The organism is Micromonospora haikouensis (assembly GCF_000876225.1).
GTDB classification, from domain to species: domain Bacteria; phylum Actinomycetota; class Actinomycetes; order Mycobacteriales; family Micromonosporaceae; genus Micromonospora; species Micromonospora haikouensis.
In genome coordinates, this window is sequence record NZ_JXSX01000001.1 from 724,413 (window position 1) to 740,388 (window position 15,976).

Here is a 15,976-nt window from a genome sequence, read left to right on the forward strand (position 1 = left end):
GGTGTGGAGTGCGCTTCGCGCGGTGCGGGGCGTTGAGAAGGGCCCCTGCTGTGCAGAAAGCGTTAGCAAGGGGCCCCTCCTTCGCGCAGCGGCCGGCCGGGCTGCGGCCCGGCTGGCTCGCTGCGGGGGTCGCCGCCGTGCTCGTCGCGCTCGTCGCCGGAGTCTCCCTCGGCCCGGTCAGCCTGCCCCCCGGCAGCGTCGCCGCCGAACTGCTCAACCTGCTGCCCGGCGTACGCCTCGACAGCGGGCTGAGCGAACGCGAGATCGCCATCGTCACCGAGCTGCGGCTGCCCCGGGTCGTGCTCGGGCTGCTCGTCGGCGGGCTGCTCGCCCTGGCCGGCGGCTGCTACCAGGGCGTGTTCCGCAACCCGCTGGCCGACCCGTACCTGCTCGGGGTGGCGGCCGGGGCCGGGCTCGCCGTCACCGCCGTGATCTCCCTCGGGGCCGGGGCGGGCGGCGCTCTGACCGGGCTCCCGCTCACCATCCCCCTCGCCGCGTTCGTCGGCTCGCTCGGCGCGGTCGCCATGACGTACCTGCTCGGGGTGGCCGGCGGGCGGGGGCGCTCCACGGCCACGCTGATCCTGGCCGGGGTGGCCGTGTCCGCGTTCCTCTCCGCCGGGCAGACGTACCTGCTCCAGCGCAACTCCGACAGCATCCAGCAGGTCTACTCGTGGCTGCTCGGCCGGCTGGCCACCGCCGGCTGGCACGACGTCCGGCTCGTCCTGCCGTACTTCCTGCTCACCACCGTCGTGGTGCTGCTGCACCGGCGCGAGCTGGACGTCCTCTCCGTCGGCGACGACGAGGCCAGCAGCCTCGGCCTGCACCCGCAGCGCTCCCGCTACCTGCTGATCGCCGCCGCGTCGCTCGGCACCGCCGCCGCCGTCTCCGCGTCCGGGCTGATCGGCTTCGTCGGGATCATCGTCCCGCACACCGTGCGGCTGCTCGCCGGCTCCAGCTACCGGGTGATCCTGCCGCTGTCCCTGCTGTTCGGCGGGGCGTTCCTGGCGCTGACCGACGTGGTCGCCCGGACCGCCGCCGCCCCCGCCGAGGTGCCCATCGGCGTGGTCACCGCGCTGCTGGGCGGCCCGTTCTTCGTCCTGGTGCTGCGCACCGCCCGCCGGGTGCTGACGTGAGCGCCCCGTCGGCCGACGCCCCGCCGCCGGGTGCCGCGCCTGCCGTCGAGGTGCGGGGCCTGCGGGTCAGCCTGGACGGCGCGCCGATCCTGGCCGGCGTCGACCTGACCGTCGAGCGGGGCGAGTGGGTCACCGTGATCGGCCCGAACGGCGCCGGCAAGTCGACCCTGCTGCGTGCGCTCGGCGGCCTGCTGCCCGCGCCGGGCACGATCCGCATCTTCGGTACGCCGAGCGAGGCGCTGCGCCGCCGCGAGCGGGCCCGGGTGGTGGCCACCGTCGCGCAGTCCCCGGTCGTCCCGGCCGGCATGACCGTCTTCGACTACGTGCTCCTCGGCCGCAGCCCGTACGTTCCGCCGCTGGGCCGGGAGTCCGCCGCCGACCTGGCCGCCGTGCGGGACGTGCTGGACCGCCTCGACCTCAGCGGCTTCGGCCGCCGCGAGCTGGCCACCCTCTCCGGCGGCGAGCGGCAACGGGTCTTCCTGGCCCGGGCGCTGGCGCAGGGGGCGACCCTGCTGCTGCTCGACGAGCCGACCAGCGCCCTCGACATCGGCCATCAGCAGGAGGTGCTCGAACTGGTCGACCAGCTCCGCCGCGAGCACGGGCTCACCGTCCTCGCCACCATGCACGACCTCTCCCTGGCCGGCGAGTACGCCGACCGGATGGTCCTGCTCGCGGCGGGCCGGGTGGCCGCCGCCGGCCCGCCGCGCGATGTGCTCACCGAGGACCTGCTGGCGACGCACTACCGTGCCTCCGTCCGCGTCCTGCCCGGCGAGCACGGTCCGCTGGTGGTCCCGGTCCGCCCCCGCTGAGGCGCAAGGAAGGGCCCCCTGTCAACGCTTTCTGTACAGCAAGGGGCCCCTGCAAACGAGCCGCTGGCCGTCAGCCGCCCGCGGGTCGGGCGATGACGGAGAACAGCGCGCCCTGGGGGTCGCGCAGCGCGGCGAGGCGGCCCTGCGGGGTGTCGTGGGGCGGCACCAGGACGGAACCGCCCAGCTCGGCGGCCCGCGCGGCGGTGGCGTCGGCGTCGGCCACGGCGAAGTACACGGTCCAGTACGCCGGCAGGTCGGCCGGGAAGTCGTCGGCCAGCGGCGGCATCATCCCGCCGACGATCCGCTCGCCGCACCGCCAGCCGGTGTAGGGGGAGTCGCCCATCTCCGGCGGGACCGGCCCCGCCGGCTGTTCCTCCGGGTGCCAGCCGAAGACCAGCTCGTAGAAGACCTTCGCGCCTTCCGGGTCGGGGGTGACCAGCTCGTTCCAGCTCATCGCCCCGGGGGTGTCGAAGAGTTCCGCCCCGGGGTGGGCCATCGGCTGCCAGACGCTGAACACCGCGCCGGCCGGGTCGGCGAAGACCGCCATCCGTCCCTGGTCGAACACGTCGAACGGGGCGACCAGCACCTGCCCGCCGGCCGCCTCGACCCGGGTCGTGACCAGGTCCGCGTGGTCGGTCGCCACGTACGTCGACCAGATCGGCACCTGGTCCGGCGCGGCCGGCGGACCGGCCCCGGCCACGGCGCGCCCGTCGAGCAGGAACGTGGTGTAGCCGGCGGCCTCCGGCTGCGGGGCGATCCGGGTGGTCCAGCCGAACAGTTCCGGGTAGAAGCGCCGGGCGTCCGCCAGGCCCGGGGTGGCCAGGTCGGCCCAGCACGGCGTGCCCGGCGGGACGCTGCTCACGCTGACCCCTCTCCACAGGTGGCGGCCCGGCGGGACGCCCTGCCCGCATCCTGGCACCGCAACCCGATGGAACGGGCTTAAACGGGACGAATAACCCCAGCCGGGCGGCGCTCGCCGGCCCCGGCCCGCGCCCCACGGCCGATCGCCGGCCCGAACAGCGCCCCACGGCGCGGGTCGTCAGCGGAAGCGACGGCCCTCGTCGCGCCGGTACGCCCAACCGGCGAGCGCCGCCAGCGCCACCACCCAGACGCCGAGCATCACCACCGACACCGGCGCGGGACGCCAGTCGCCGACCGCCGCCCACATCAGCTCGACCGCGCCCCGCGTCGGCAGGTACGGCGCGATCGCCCTGACGAAGGCGGGCGCGGCGTCCGGCGCGGAGAGCAGGCCGCCCCCGAACGCCAGCGGGAAGAAGACGATCTGGGCCACCACGATCGCCGCCTTGCTCGGCAGCGCGTACCCGATGGCGAGGCCCATCAGCGTGAACGGCACGGAGATCAGCCCGACCACGACGACGGCCAGGACGAACGCCCCGGGGCTGATCCGGGCGTCGGTGAACAGCGCCGCGATCACCACCACCGGGAGCAGGGAGAGGAAGGTCAGCGCCAGGCCCGCGAGCACCCGTCCGGCGAAGGCCGGCGCGGCCCCGGCCGGCAGGGTCCGGGTGTACGGGTTCCAGGGCTGGTCGCGGTCCTCGGCGACGCCCACGCCGTACTGGAAGATGTTGGCGCTCATCACCGCGAACGTGACCATCGCGGCGGTGGCGTAGGTGGCGCCCGTCGGGTCGTCCCCGGCGAACGGGACCACGAAGAAGAGCATCGCCACGGCCGGGAAGAAGGCGCTGCCGAAGACCGCCACCGGGATGCGGACCGTCTGCAACAGCTGGTAGCGGGCGTGCACGAGGGCGAGTCTCACGGGGTCGGTCTCCTCACGCGGCGGTCGGGGTGGCGGTGCCCTGCCCGCCCGGGGCGGCGGTGCCCTGCCCACCGGGGGAGGTGATGGCCAGGAACGCCTCCTCCAGCGAGGTGGGGCGCACCTCCAGGTCGCGGAAGGACACCCCGCTGGCCACCAGCTCCCGGACCAGCCGGTCGGCGTCGGTGGTGAGCAGGTGGGTGCGGTCGTCGACCTGCTCGACGCGGACCACGCCCGGCAGGTCCGGCAGGTCGCCCGCGACCAGGCTGACCCGGCGTACGCCGACCACCGAGCGGATCGCCGCCGTGGTGTCGTCGGCCAGCACCCGGCCCTGCCCGATCACCACCACCCGGTGCGCGAGCGCCTCCACCTCCTCCAGGTAGTGGCTGCTCAACAGCACGGTGCCGCCGTCGGCGTGGAAGCCGCGGATCGCCTCCCACAGGGTGTGCCGGGCCTCGACGTCGAGCCCGGTGGTCGGCTCGTCGAGGAGCACCAGCCGGGGCCGGCCGACGAAGGCGAGCGCCACGGCCAGCCGCCGCCGCTGGCCGCCGGAGAGCCCGCCGGCCTGCCGGCGTACCTGGTCGGTGAGGCCGAACCGGTCGAGCAGCTCGCCCCGGGGGACCGGGTCCGGGTAGTGCGCGGCGACGAAGTCGACCACCTCGCCGACCCGCAGGGTGGCCGGCAGCCCGGTCTCCTGCGGGGTCACCCCGACCTGCAGGCGGTGGGCGGGGTCGCGCGGGTCGCCGCCGAACAGCTCGACCCGGCCGGCGGTGGGCCGGCGCAGCCCGACGAGCAGGTTGAGCAGGGTGCTCTTGCCGGCGCCGTTCGGCCCGAGCAGGCCGACCAGCTCACCCGCGCGCACGTCGAGGTCGACCCGGTCGAGGGCGAGCACGTCGCCGTACCGGCGGGTGGCCTGGTCGGCGCGGGCGAGGATCATGAACGCTCCTTGGGCTGGGGCGGCGGCTCCCGGTCGTCACTGTGGCCGGGCTCGACGAGGTCAGCGGGGCAGGGGGCGGACCAGCGCCGGGCCGCCCGGCGACGGGGTCGCCGGGAGTTTCCCGGTCGCGCCCGCCGGCCGCGCGGCGGCCGGGCCGGACAGGGCGGCGGCCGGGCCGGACAGGGCGGCGGCCGGGCCGGACAGGGCGGTGACCAGGAACGCGCCGGTGGCGGCCCCGATCGGGTCGGGCTGGCCGGGCACCTGGTAGTGGGTGACGTTCGTGCCGAGCGTCACCTGGCGGGAGCCGTCGGGGGCGTGCAGCGAGATCGTGGCGTGCCCGAAGACCACCCCGTCGTGCCCCCAGAACCGCCCGCCGGGCAGCGCCAGCCACAGCAGGCCGAGGCCGTACCCGCCGGCCTCCGGCTGCGCCGGGTCCAGCGGCACCGTGGTCCGCATCCGGGCCAGCTCGGCCGGGCGCAGCAGCCGGCCCCCGAGCAGCGCGCGGAAGAACCGGTTGAGGTCGGCCGCCGTGGAGACCAGCGCGCCGGCCGTCCACGCCCACGACGTGTTCGTCACGCTGAAGTCGCGGAGCTGGCCGTCGTACCAGGGCAGGTACGCCTCGCTGTGCGGCCCGGCGATCCGGGTCCGCCGCCTCGGGAAGTACGTCTGGTGCAGCCCCAGCGGCCGGATGACCCGCCGGTGCACCTCGTCGGCCGCGCCGCGGCCGGTCACCCGCTCGACGACCAGGCCGGCCAGGATGTAGTTGGTGTTCGAGTACGCGAACCCCGCCCCCGGCGCCCCGGTGCGGGGCTCGCCGAGCCCGATCCGGACGAGCTGGTCCGGGGTGAACGTGGTGAACCGGAGCCGCTCGACGTCGTATCCGCTGGTGAACAGCACGGTGTCGTAGTCGCCGATGCCGCTGGTGTGGTTGAGCAGCATCTCGACGGTGACCCCGGGCACGGCGTACTCCGGGAGGTAGTGGCCGAGCGGGGCGTCCAGCGCCACCCGGCCCTCGCCGGCCAGGCGCAGCAGCGTGGCGGCCACGAACGTCTTCGTGATGCTGCCGACCCGGTGCTGGAAGCCGGGCCGCATCGGTCGCCCGGTGTCGAGGTCGGCGACGCCGCTCGCGCCGCGCCACCGGTCCCGGCCGTCGCGGGCCTCGGCGAACACCCCCACCATGCCGGCGTCGGTGATCGCGCCGATCCCGGCGTCGAGCGCGTCCGCCGGCAGCCGCCCCGCCGCCGCTCCCGGCCCGGTGGCCGCGCCCGATCCGTCGGCTGCGGCCGACCCGCCGGGCGTGGTGGTCCCGCCGGGCGCGGCCGTCGCCGGGGCGGCCAGCAGGGGCGTGGCCGCCAGCGCGGTGCCGGCCCCGGCGAGCAGGAGATCGCGCCGCGACAGGTGCATGCTGCCTCCCAAGTGGACGAGGTGCACCCATCATCACCGATCGACACAACCCCCGCCGATGGTGAACCGCCCGGTAAGAAGGGGACCCTTCTCGACCGTATGCGTCAACAGGGGGCCCCTCCTTACAGCGGGGCGGGGAGCGGTGCGGTGTGCAGCACCGTCAGGCGGGAGACCGCCCGGGTCAGCACCACGTACAGCCGGTGCAGCCCGCGCGGCTCGGCCGCCACGATAGCCGCCGGCTCCACGGTCACCACGTGGTCGTACTCCAGGCCCTTGACCAGCGTCGCCGGGACCACCGTGACCCGCGCCGGGGCCGCCACGTCGTCGGCGGTCGCGGTGTCGATCCCGGCGTCGGCCAGCGCCGCCCGCAGCCCGCCGACCGCGTCGTCGGCGGCGATCACCCCGACCGAGCCGTCGTGGGCCAGCGCCGCCCGCACCTCGGCCACCGTCGCCGCCACCAGGTCGTCCACGGTACGCACGTCCAGCGCGCCGTCGCGGCGCAGCGACTCGGCCGGGGGTACGTCCACCGCCAGCGCCGGCAGCAGCCGGTTGGCGAACGCCACCACGGCGGCGGGCACCCGGAAGCCGACGCTCAGCGGCACCACCGTCGCGTCCGGCTTGCCCAGGTGGGCCAGGGACTCCCGCCAGTCGCGGGCGGCCCACGGGGCGGTGCCCTGCGCCAGGTCGCCGAGCAGCGTGATCGACCCGTGCTCGCTGCGGCGGGCGATGGCCCGGCACTGCATCGGGGAGAGGTCCTGCGCCTCGTCGACCACCACGTGCCCGAAGCCGGCGGGGCGCTCCAGCAGCCCGGCGGCCTCGTCGACGAGCACCGCGTCGGCGGCCGTCCACTTCGTCGCCTTCGGGGTGCGCGGCGGCTTCGCCCAGGTCAGCAGCGCCTGCTCGGCCTCGGTGAGCACGCCGTCGGCGGCTGCCGCGAGCACCGCCGGGTCGGCGAGCAGCCCGTGCACCAGCCCCTCCGGGGTGAGCGCCGGCCAGACCGCGTCGAGGAAGTCGGCGACCGGGCGGATCTTGCCCATCCGGCGCAGCCAGGCGTCGCCGGGTGACTCGGCGCGGCGGGCCTCGGCCTGGCGTTGCAGCAGGCCCACCACCCGGGCCCGCACCCGCTCCCGGCCGGTGGCGTACGGCAGCCCCTCCCGGCGGGTCTCCTCGACGACGCGGTGCAGCGGGTCGAGGCCGATCCGCCAGCGGAACGACCCGTCGGAGACCATGATCGGCTCGGCCGGGGCGGCGATCCGGGCCTCGACGGCCCGCCGCAGCACCTCGGCCATCCGCGCGTCGTGCTTGAGCGCCGCCACGGCCGGGTCCTCCACCGTCCGCACCGGCACCCGGGCGATCAGGTCCTCCACAGTCGCCTGCTCGACCTCGACCTCGCCGAGCGCCGGCAGCACCGCCGCGATGTAGGACAGGAACGCCCGGTTCGGCCCCACGATCAGCACCCCGGACCGGCGCAGCCGCTCCCGGTGCAGATAGAGCAGGTACGCCGCCCGGTGCAGCCCGACGGCCGTCTTCCCGGTGCCGGGCGCCCCCTGTACGCAGATCGAGGCGGCCAGGTCGGCGCGGACCAGCTCGTCCTGCTCCGGCTGGATGGTGGCGACGATGTCGCGCATCGGGCCGACGCGGGGGCGCTCGATCTCGGCGGTGAGGATGCGGCTGGCCGTCCCCAGCTCCTCGCCCCGGTCCAGGTGTTCGTCCTCGAAGCTGGTCAGCGCCCCGGCGCTGAAGCCGAACCGGCGGCGCACGGTCACGCCCTGCGGGTCGCGGGCGCTGGCCCGGTAGAACGACCGGGAGACCGGGGCACGCCAGTCGAGCACCATGGGCTCGCCGAGATCGTCGGTGACGTGCCGGCGACCGATGTGGTGCTCCTCGTCGCCGAACGTGAGCCGGCCGAAGAACAGCGGGGTGTCGGGCTGGTCGGCCAGCTCGGCGACGCGGCGGGACAGGGTGCGCCCCAGGGTCTCCGCCGTGTACGCGTCGCCGGCGACGTTGTGGCCGGTGGCGAAGAGGGCCTCGGTGCGTTCGCGCATGCGGGCCAGCGCGGCGCGGGACGCGTCCAGGTGGGCCCGTTCGGCGGCCAGCTCGGTGTCCAGGGACATGGGGGCGTGCGGGGTCATCCGACCTACTCCTCGGCGCGGGGGACAACACTGCCGCTCGCGTTTCCGGCAACGGGGGCCGGCGCGGGGACGTCCGCTGCGGTGCTGGACACCTCGGCCGTCGGCGGGGCCAAAAACTCTACTCTCCCCACCCACCCCCACCCACCCCCACCCCCGCCCCCACCCCGCCCCCACCCCGCCCCCACCCCCCCACCCCGGTGATCAAGAGAAAAGTGTCAGAGTCGATCTCGGCGATGACGCAAACCTCTTGATCACCGGGCTGGGGGGTGGGGATGGGGGCGGGGTGGGGGCCAGGGGTGAAGGGACTGCAGGGCGGCGGCCGTGTGGACGAGCAGGTGTTCGTGGTGGTGGCGGGCGACGATCTGGAGGCCGACCGGGGTGCCGTCGGGGGCGAACCCGGCCGGGACGCTGGCGGCGGGATGCCCACTGAGGTTGAACGCCCAGGTCAGCGCCACGCTCATCCGTTCGCCCGGCCCGGCGTGGCCGTGCGCCGGGCCGGGCGTGGTCGGGGTGAGCAGCAGGTCGGCAAGGTCGAAGAGTCGGGCCAGCTGCGCGTCGTTGCCGGCCCGCAAGCGCGCGGCGGCGGCCCGGTCGCCGGGCGCTCGCAGGGCCCGCCAGGCGGGCGCGGGATCGGCGAGCGTCAGGTCGTGCGCGACCCACCGGAGGAGGCCCGCGTCGGCGAGCCGGTCGGCGGCGGCGCGGGCGGGCCCCGCGACGTCGGGGTCGACCTCGGCGTGGCCGAGCGTGGCCGACCAGACCGCCCTTAGCGGCCCGCCACCCGCCGGGCCGAGATGCCCGGCGAGCCGGGTGCCGAGCAGAGCGTCGAGATACGCGGCGGCGTCGGCGACCGTACGGGCGAGCGGTCCCGGCGCGTTGAGCCCGGCGGCGTCGATGGCGGGCAGCCGCCCGTTGGTGAGCTTGATCCCGATGACCCCGCACCAGGCAGCGGGGATACGCACCGAACCGGCCCCGTCGTTGCCGGTGGCCAGGGGCACGAGCCCGGCGGCGACGGCGGCTGCCGACCCGGCCGACGACCCGCCGGGCGTACGGTCGGCGCGCCAGGGGTTGGCGGTGGGGCCCCGGTCGGTGTGGCCCCACGTCTGCCAGGGCGTGCCCCGGGGGACGGCGGTGGCCCCGACCGGGATGCAGCCGGCGGCGACGAGCCGGCGGGTCTGGAGCGAGTCGACGCCCTCGGCGGCCTTGACGCCCAGCGGCACGCCGGCCAGCGGCAGCGGTCCGGCGGCGAGGGTGCGTTCCAGTTCGCGGGCGGCGTGCCGGGCCTGCTCCGGCCAGGTTTCGCGGAAGGCCCGTAGCGTGGCGTCGGCGGTGCCGATGCGGGCCAGGGTCGCCTCGACGACATCGACGGGGCGGAGTCGGCCGGCGTTGACCAGCTCGGCGATCTCGACGGCGCTCCGGGGCGCGGCCGGATCGTCGGAGGCGGCCGGGTCGGCGGGTGCGGCGGGAACGTCGGAGGCGACGGGTGCGGTGGGGTCGTTGGAGGCGACGGGTGCGGCGGGATCGCCGGAGGCGACCGGGTCGCCTTGTGCGGCGGGGTCGTCGGGAGTCGTGTCCATCGTGGGCCTCGCTCGGCACCGTGTCGGCGGTCGCGCCCTGCGCCGCCGCCGAGCGTAGCGGCGGGGTCGATGGCAGGCGCGGGTGGCGGGCGGGATCATGGGGGCATGAGCGAGGCACCGCCCGAGCGGCAGCGGGTGACGATCAGCGATCCGCAGGTGATGCGGGCCCTGGCCCACCCGGCACGGCTCGCGATCATGGAACATCTCGCCTCGATCGAGTCCGGGGCCACCGCCACCGAGTGCGCGGAGATCGCCGGCCTGTCGCCGAGCGCGACCAGCTACCACCTGCGGGCGCTGGCGAAGTTCGGGCTGGTCGAGCAGGCCCCGAGCCGGGGGGACGCCCGGGAGCGGGTGTGGCGGGCGTTCAGCCCGTCGTACCAGGTGGAGGCGGGGCAGGCGGCCGGTTCCGAGGCGCGGGCGGCCGAGCTGGCTCTCGTGGAGGCGCACCTCGCCCGGGACGCGCAGCGCACCCGGGACTGGTTCCGCCGGGGGCCCGAGGAACCGCCGGAGTGGTACCGCGCCGGGTGGTTCAGCGACAGCGTGCTGCTGCTCACCGCCGAGGAGCTGCTGGCGCTCAACGAGGCGGTCCAGGACCTGATGGCGCCCTACCGGCGTCGGGTGCGGACCGCTCCGCCGGACGGGGCGCGCCCCGTGGCCATCCAGTACCGGTCGGTGCCCGTGGACTGAACGGGAGGCGAGGGGGATTGCCCGGCCGAGGTGTGAAGGATTATTTTCGAAGTATGTCCTTCACGCCCGGTCGGTCGCGCTGGCCCGACGTCTGGCTCGCCACCGCCGCCCGGGGCATCTCCAGCTGCGGTGACTTCCTGGCCGCGAGCACCCTCACCCTCGCCCTCCAGTCCGCCGGGGCCGGCGGCCCGGCCGTGGCGGGGCTGCTGATCGCCGCCAGCCTGCCGCTCGTCGCGCTCGCCCCGCTGACCGGCCGGCTCGCCGACCGGGTGGACTCCCGCACCCTGCTCGTCGCGGCCGGCATCGTGCAGGCGGCGATCTGCCTCGCCCTCGCGTACGCCGGACACCCGGCCCTGGCGATCGGCCTGGTGGCGCTGCTGGCCGCCGGGCTCGCGGTCACCCAGCCGGTGCTCGCCGCCCTCGTCCCGGCGATGGTCACACCCGGGGACCTGCCCCGGGCCAGCGCGCTCAACCAGACGGCCGGCACCCTCGGCGCGCTGGCCGGGCCGGCGCTGGCCGGGCTGCTGGTGGGGCAGTTCGGCACCCGCGTGCCGCTGCTGCTGGACGCCGCCAGCTACCTCGCCCTGGTGGCCGCCGGCCTGCTGATCCGCACCCGCCGGGGCGGCCCTCACCCGACCGCCAGACCCCGCCCGGCCGCCGACGCCCACCCGACGCCGACTCCCGACGGGCCGGCCCGGGGTTGGCGGCTGCGCCCGGACCGGCTGCTGTTCGCGATGGTGGCCTCGCTCGCCGGGGTGGTCGGTGCGGTCGGGGCGATCAACGTGATCGAGGTGTTCTTCATCCGCGAGACGCTGGGCAGCTCCACCACCGTCTACGGGCTGGTCACCGGGGCCTGGCCGCTGGGCATCGTGGCCGGGGCGTGGGCGCTCGCCCCGCTGGCCCGCCGGCTCACCGACGACGGTCGGCTGCTCGGCGTGGGCCTGCTCCTGCTCGGCGGGTGCTGCTTCGCGGTCCTGGTCTCCGCCGCGGTGCCGTCCGCCTGGCTGCTGGTGCCGATCTGGCTGCTCGGCGGGCTGCTCAACGGCGGCAACAACGTCGTCTGCAACGTGCTGCTCGCCCGCCGGGTGCCCGAGGCGGCGCGCGGCCGGGCGTACGCCGTCTTCGGCGCGGCCGTGCAGGGCGCGGGCATGGTCGGTCTCGCGGCCGGCGGCCTGCTGCTCGACCTGGCCGACCCCCGGCCGCTGGTGGCGGCGTGCGGCACGGTGGGGGTGCTCGCGGTGGCCGCGTTCGCCGTCCCGGTCGTCCGGGCGGCCCGCGCCGAACGCTCCGCCACCACACACGCCGTGCACCCGGCCGCCGGGCGTCGGTTGTGCCAGGTGGAGGAGAACGCGTGACGTCGTACGGCGGAGGTCGACCGCGCCGGCCCGGTCCACCAGGTCGGCGGTCGGCACCGGCGGCTGGCGTGCGCTGTCTACCGGGTTCGGCCGCCGGCGTGCGCTGTCTACCGGTTTCGGCCCACGAAACGGGCCACCCGGAGACCCGGATGGCCCGCTCGCCGTGCCGATGTCAGAGGTTCAGGCTCCAACTGTTGAGGTAACCGGTGTCGAGGCTCGCCGCGTCCTGGACCCGCAGCCGCCAGCTCCCGTTCGCCACCTCCGAGGAGAGGTTCACGGAGTACGTCTGGTCGATGTTGTCGGCGCTGCCACCGGAGCGGCTCTGCAGCGTGTACACGCTGCCGTCCGGGGCGATCAGGCTGACCACCAGGTCACCGATGTAGGTGTGCACGATGTGCACCTCGACCTTGCTCGTGGTCGACGGGGTCGCCGCGCAGCCGCTGATCACGATGGTGCTCTCCACCGTCGAGTTGTCGGCGATCGCGACGTCGGTGCCGTTGGTGCCGGAGCAGCCCGGCAGCCCGTTCACCGTCAGGCTCAGCGTGGTCGTCCGGGCGACCGAGGGGGAGGTGCCCACCAGCGTGATCGCCACCGTGCCGCTGCCGGCGGTGGCGGCGGCGCTGACCGTGACCGTGGTCGACCCGCCGGCGGTGACCGACGGCGGCGCGAACGACACGCTCACCCCGGCCGGCAGCGGGCCGGTCGAGAAGGTGACCTCCTCGGCGGTGCCCCGGATGACCGTGGTGCCGACCGTGGCGGTGCCCGAGGTGCCCGGGTCCAGGGTCAGCGCCGCCGGGGTGGCCGAGACGGTGAAGTCGTTGGCCGCGCACGACTCGGTGCCGGTGACGTTCACCGACGTCCAGGCCGCCATCACCGCCTTGTACTCGGTGCTGCACAGGCCGTACAGGTCGGTGGCGGCCGACAGGGTGTGCAGCCGCGCGGTGTTGGTCGGCTGCGCGGTGTTCACGTAGCGGGTGTTCGACACGAAGTACGCGTCCAGCGCCCGGAACCAGATCTTCTCCGCCTTCTCCCGGCCGATCCCGGTCACCGGCGGGGCCGACCCGCACAGCGGCGAGGTGCCGTACGGGGTGACGCCGGAGCCCTCGGCCAGGTTGAAGAAGAAGTGGTTGGCCACACCCGAGGAGTAGTGCACGTCGAGGCTGTTGGTGCCGGTCGACCAGCAGCCGTGCGACGAGCCGTCCAGCGTCGGGTCGTACATGTAGCGCAGCGGGGTGCCGTTGCCGTTGATGTTGATCTTCTCGCCGACCTGGTAGTCGCCGGGGTCGACCGGGGTGTTCGCGTAGAACTCCACCATGTTGCCGAAGATGTCGCTGGTGGCCTCGTTCAGGCCGCCGGACTCACCGGAGTAGGTCAGGCCACCGGGGACCACGTTCTCGGTGACGCCGTGGGACATCTCGTGGCCGGCGACGTCGAGGGCGACCAGCGGCCGGGCGTTGCCCGCGCCGTCGCCGTAGGTCATCTGCGCGCCGTCCCAGAAGGCGTTGACGTAGGCGTTGCCGTAGTGCACCCGGCTCGGCACGCCGGTGCCGTTGCCGAAGATGCCGTTGCGGCCGTGCACCTCGGTGAAGTAGTCGAAGGTCGTGGCCGCGCCGAAGTGCGCGTCGACGGCGGCGGACTGCCGGTTCGAGGCCGCGCCGGTGCCCCACACGTTGTCGGCGTCGGTGAAGGTCGTGCAGGTCGAGGTGCCGTTGTTCATGTCGCAGGTGCGCCCGTTGCCCCGGGTCGGGTCGATCATGTTGTACGTCGAACCGGACAGGGTGGTGTCGATCGAGACCGGGCCGGCGTAGATGCTGTTGCCCGTGCCGACGACGGATTCGACCTCGTCGAAGGAGCCGATCCGGGCGCCGGTGAGCGCGTCACTGATCACGTGCAGCTTGGAGGGGGTCTGGCCGTCCGAGGCCCAGCCGGTCACCACCGTCTCCCAGGCGAGCCGCCCGGTCCCGCTGCTCGCGTCGACGAACAGCTCCGCCGCGCCGGTGCTGGTGACCTTGCCGGAGAACTCGGCGATCGCCGCCTTGCGGGCCTTCGCGGCGCTGACCTTCGGGGTGGTGGCGAGGCTCAGCGGGGCGGCCAGGCCGACCGAACTGCCCGCGTAGTCGCCGTCGGCCTCGGTGCGGATGACGACGTCCCCGCCGTAGACGCGGAGCCCGTCGTACGTGCGGGTGTAGCGGACCGTGCCCCGGCCCTCGGCGTCCCGCTTGCTGCTGTGCACCGCGTAGCGGTCCTTCGCCGAGGACCTGACGGCCCGGGAGTGCTCCTTGAGGGCGGTGTCGGCGGCGGCGACCAGCGCCGGCCCCGGGGTGGATGGCGGGGCGGCGGACGCGCTCGTGGTGGTGACCACGAGACCGCTGCCGACCAGCATGGTGACGCCGGCCAGCGCTAGGGCTGATCTCAACATGACCTCCCCAATACGAGATGCACTCGCATCTATCGATAGCGAGATCATCGTCCGCTGCGGGGATCCTGTGAAGACGAGCATCGATGGATAAACATACCTACCTGTCCATCATGGCGATGCTATTACCGGCGAGATGCGCGAGGATGTTCCGTCCCTGTTACGGAAGGAACCCATTGACAACAATCGCCTCAAAGGATGGCAACCTTCGATGGCTGTCCGATCCCTAGCGTGGTGGGCACGTCGAACCCGACGTACCACGAAGGCCCTCCGCCCCACACATCCCGTTGGCGCGGGAGGCCGCCGGTCGACGCTGTCGACCGGCCCAGGAAGGAGCAGCCCAGTGAGGCTCACCCCGTACGTCACCCGCCGTTGGATCGGCACCCTCGGCACCGCCGCCCTCGCCGGCGCGCTGCTGGCCACCGCCGGGGTCGACCCGGCAGCGGCGACCCCGGCCACCGGCACCGTCCTCGGTGCCGACCGGCCCACCGCCGTCGACGGCAGCTACCTCGTGGTGCTGAAGGAGGGCCAGCGGCCCGACCGGGCCCGCGCCGAGGCCCTCACCTCGCGCTACGGCAACGGCCGGGTCGACCGGGTCTACGGCCGGACCGTCAACGGCTGGTCTGCCCACCTCACCGAGCGGGCGGCCCGCCGGCTGGCCGCCGACCCCGCCGTCGCCTACGTGGAGCAGGACCAGCGGGTGCAGGCCCTCGCCACCCAGACGAACCCGCCCTCGTGGGGGCTCGACCGCATCGACCAGCGCAACCTGCCGCTCAACCGGTCCTTCACCTACGGGCCGAGCAACGGGGTACGCGTCTACGTCGTCGACACCGGCGTCCGGGTGACCCACCAGGACCTCGGCGGCCGGGCGGTGAGCGGGTACGACGCGGTGGACAACGACAACAACGCCGACGACGGCAACGGACACGGCACCTTCGTCGCCTCGGTCGCCGCCGGCACCGCGTACGGCGTGGCCAAGAACGCCACCGTCGTGGGCGTCCGGGTGCTCGACAACAGCGGCTCGGGCACCACGGCCGGCGTCATCGCCGGCATCGACTGGGTCACCGCGAACGCGACCCGTCCCGCCGTGGCCAACCTGAGCCTCGGCGGCGGTGCCAGCACCACTCTCGACGCGGCGGTCCGCCGGTCGATCGCCGCTGGTGTCACCTACAGCATCGCGGCCGGCAACTCCGGCGTACCGGCCACCGGCACCTCGCCGGCCCGGGTCACCGAGGCGCTGACCGTCGGCGCGACCGACCAGACCGACACCCGGGCGAGCTGGTCCAACTACGGCACCGCGCTCGACCTCTTCGCGCCCGGTGTCTCCATCACCGCCGCCTGGCGGACCAGCGACACCGCCACCTACACCGGCAGCGGCACCTCGTTCGCCGCACCGCACGTCGCCGGCGCCGCCGCGATCTACCTGCGGAACAACCCCACGGCCAGCCCCGCCACGGTCAACGCGGCGATCGTCGCCGCCGGCACGCCCAACGTGGTCGTCAACCCCGGTGCCGGCTCCCCGAACCGGCTGCTCTACGTCGGAAGCTGACCCGCCCGCACCACCCGCCAGCACCACCCGTCCGCGCCGGGCCACCCCCGGCGCGGACGGCGGCCGGTGGCCCGCCGCCCCGCACGACTCGCCGGTGCGGTCACCCGGCTCGACCGTCGCCCCACCCGGGCGGCGGTCGAGCGGCCGGTGCGGGATTGGCCACTCCGGGGGCCGCCCGTTGAGCCCGCCCCCCACGGCGGGGATAC

At 75.2% G+C, this 15,976-nt stretch carries 12 protein-coding genes; 5 read left to right on the plus strand and 7 right to left on the minus strand.

From position 1 onward, the window contains the following. The first annotated feature begins 50 nt into the window (after positions 1-50). Positions 51-1,133 carry a FecCD family ABC transporter permease gene (locus tag TK50_RS03280; protein ID WP_043961370.1) on the plus strand — a complete coding sequence of 361 codons (1,083 nt, stop codon included), beginning with the start codon at positions 51-53 and terminating at the stop codon, positions 1,131-1,133. Further along, positions 1,130-1,942 (plus strand): ABC transporter ATP-binding protein, encoded by an 813-nt coding sequence (locus tag TK50_RS03285; RefSeq protein ID WP_043961372.1) that lies wholly within the window; start codon positions 1,130-1,132, stop codon positions 1,940-1,942. The genes TK50_RS03280 and TK50_RS03285 overlap by 4 nt, the downstream gene beginning before the upstream one ends. Positions 1,943-2,012: 70 nt before the next feature. On the opposite strand, the gene TK50_RS03290 is transcribed toward TK50_RS03285, so the two are convergent. The 6 genes from TK50_RS03290 to TK50_RS03315 all read right to left on the minus strand — a co-directional run bounded on the left by TK50_RS03290 (position 2,013) and on the right by TK50_RS03315 (position 9,763). After that, positions 2,013-2,804, minus strand: coding sequence for a VOC family protein (locus TK50_RS03290; protein ID WP_043961374.1), 792 nt, complete (start codon positions 2,802-2,804; stop codon positions 2,013-2,015). Between the two features lie 177 nt (positions 2,805-2,981). Beyond that, on the minus strand, positions 2,982-3,719 hold the full coding sequence (locus TK50_RS03295) for an ABC transporter permease (RefSeq protein ID WP_043961376.1): 738 nt from the start codon (positions 3,717-3,719) through the stop codon (positions 2,982-2,984). Positions 3,720-3,732: 13 nt separating this feature from the next. After that, positions 3,733-4,653, minus strand: a complete 921-nt coding sequence (locus TK50_RS03300; RefSeq protein WP_043961378.1) for an ABC transporter ATP-binding protein — start codon at positions 4,651-4,653, stop codon at positions 3,733-3,735. A 60-nt stretch (positions 4,654-4,713) separates the two neighbouring features. Next, positions 4,714-6,057 (minus strand): serine hydrolase domain-containing protein, encoded by a 1,344-nt coding sequence (locus TK50_RS03305; protein ID WP_063838542.1) that lies wholly within the window; start codon positions 6,055-6,057, stop codon positions 4,714-4,716. Between the two features lie 122 nt (positions 6,058-6,179). Continuing rightward, entirely contained in the window at positions 6,180-8,189 is a 2,010-nt protein-coding gene (locus TK50_RS03310; RefSeq protein WP_043961380.1) for a HelD family protein, read from the minus strand. A gap of 251 nt (positions 8,190-8,440) precedes the next feature. Beyond that, the gene (locus tag TK50_RS03315; protein ID WP_082106146.1) at positions 8,441-9,763 is read right to left on the minus strand and encodes an amidase family protein; all 1,323 of its coding nucleotides are present in this window, start codon (positions 9,761-9,763) and stop codon (positions 8,441-8,443) included. A 105-nt stretch (positions 9,764-9,868) separates the two neighbouring features. Here TK50_RS03315 and TK50_RS03320 point away from each other — a divergent pair, with 105 nt between their 5' ends. Both TK50_RS03320 and TK50_RS03325 read left to right on the plus strand, forming a co-directional pair. Then, positions 9,869-10,450: an ArsR/SmtB family transcription factor gene (locus TK50_RS03320; protein WP_043961382.1), complete on the plus strand. Its 582-nt coding sequence runs from the start codon at positions 9,869-9,871 to the stop codon at positions 10,448-10,450. 53 nt (positions 10,451-10,503) lie between these two features. Next, the gene (locus tag TK50_RS03325; RefSeq protein WP_043961384.1) at positions 10,504-11,805 is read left to right on the plus strand and encodes an MFS transporter; all 1,302 of its coding nucleotides are present in this window, start codon (positions 10,504-10,506) and stop codon (positions 11,803-11,805) included. Between the two features lie 172 nt (positions 11,806-11,977). Here TK50_RS03325 and TK50_RS03330 read toward each other — a convergent pair whose 3' ends face one another. After that, positions 11,978-14,224 (minus strand): M4 family metallopeptidase, encoded by a 2,247-nt coding sequence (locus TK50_RS03330; protein ID WP_082106147.1) that lies wholly within the window; start codon positions 14,222-14,224, stop codon positions 11,978-11,980. A 340-nt stretch (positions 14,225-14,564) separates the two neighbouring features. On the opposite strand from TK50_RS03330, the gene TK50_RS03335 reads away from it, so the two are divergent. Then, the gene (locus TK50_RS03335) at positions 14,565-15,770 is read left to right on the plus strand and encodes a S8 family peptidase (RefSeq protein ID WP_063838543.1); all 1,206 of its coding nucleotides are present in this window, start codon (positions 14,565-14,567) and stop codon (positions 15,768-15,770) included. The last annotated feature ends 206 nt before the right edge of the window (positions 15,771-15,976 follow it).

Excerpts from the sequence above, each read along its gene's own strand:
- TK50_RS03310 (WP_043961380.1), bottom strand. The coding sequence starts at position 8,189 with ATGACCCCGCACGCCCCCATGTCCCTGGACACCGAGCTGGCCGCCGAA.
- TK50_RS03315 (WP_082106146.1), bottom strand. The coding sequence starts at position 9,763 with ATGGACACGACTCCCGACGACCCCGCCGCACAAGGCGACCCGGTCGCC.
- TK50_RS03300 (WP_043961378.1), bottom strand. The coding sequence starts at position 4,653 with ATGATCCTCGCCCGCGCCGACCAGGCCACCCGCCGGTACGGCGACGTG.
- TK50_RS03325 (WP_043961384.1), top strand. The coding sequence starts at position 10,504 with ATGTCCTTCACGCCCGGTCGGTCGCGCTGGCCCGACGTCTGGCTCGCC.
- TK50_RS03305 (WP_063838542.1), bottom strand. The coding sequence starts at position 6,057 with ATGCACCTGTCGCGGCGCGATCTCCTGCTCGCCGGGGCCGGCACCGCG.
- TK50_RS03320 (WP_043961382.1), top strand. The coding sequence starts at position 9,869 with ATGAGCGAGGCACCGCCCGAGCGGCAGCGGGTGACGATCAGCGATCCG.
- TK50_RS03330 (WP_082106147.1), bottom strand. The coding sequence starts at position 14,224 with ATGTTGAGATCAGCCCTAGCGCTGGCCGGCGTCACCATGCTGGTCGGC.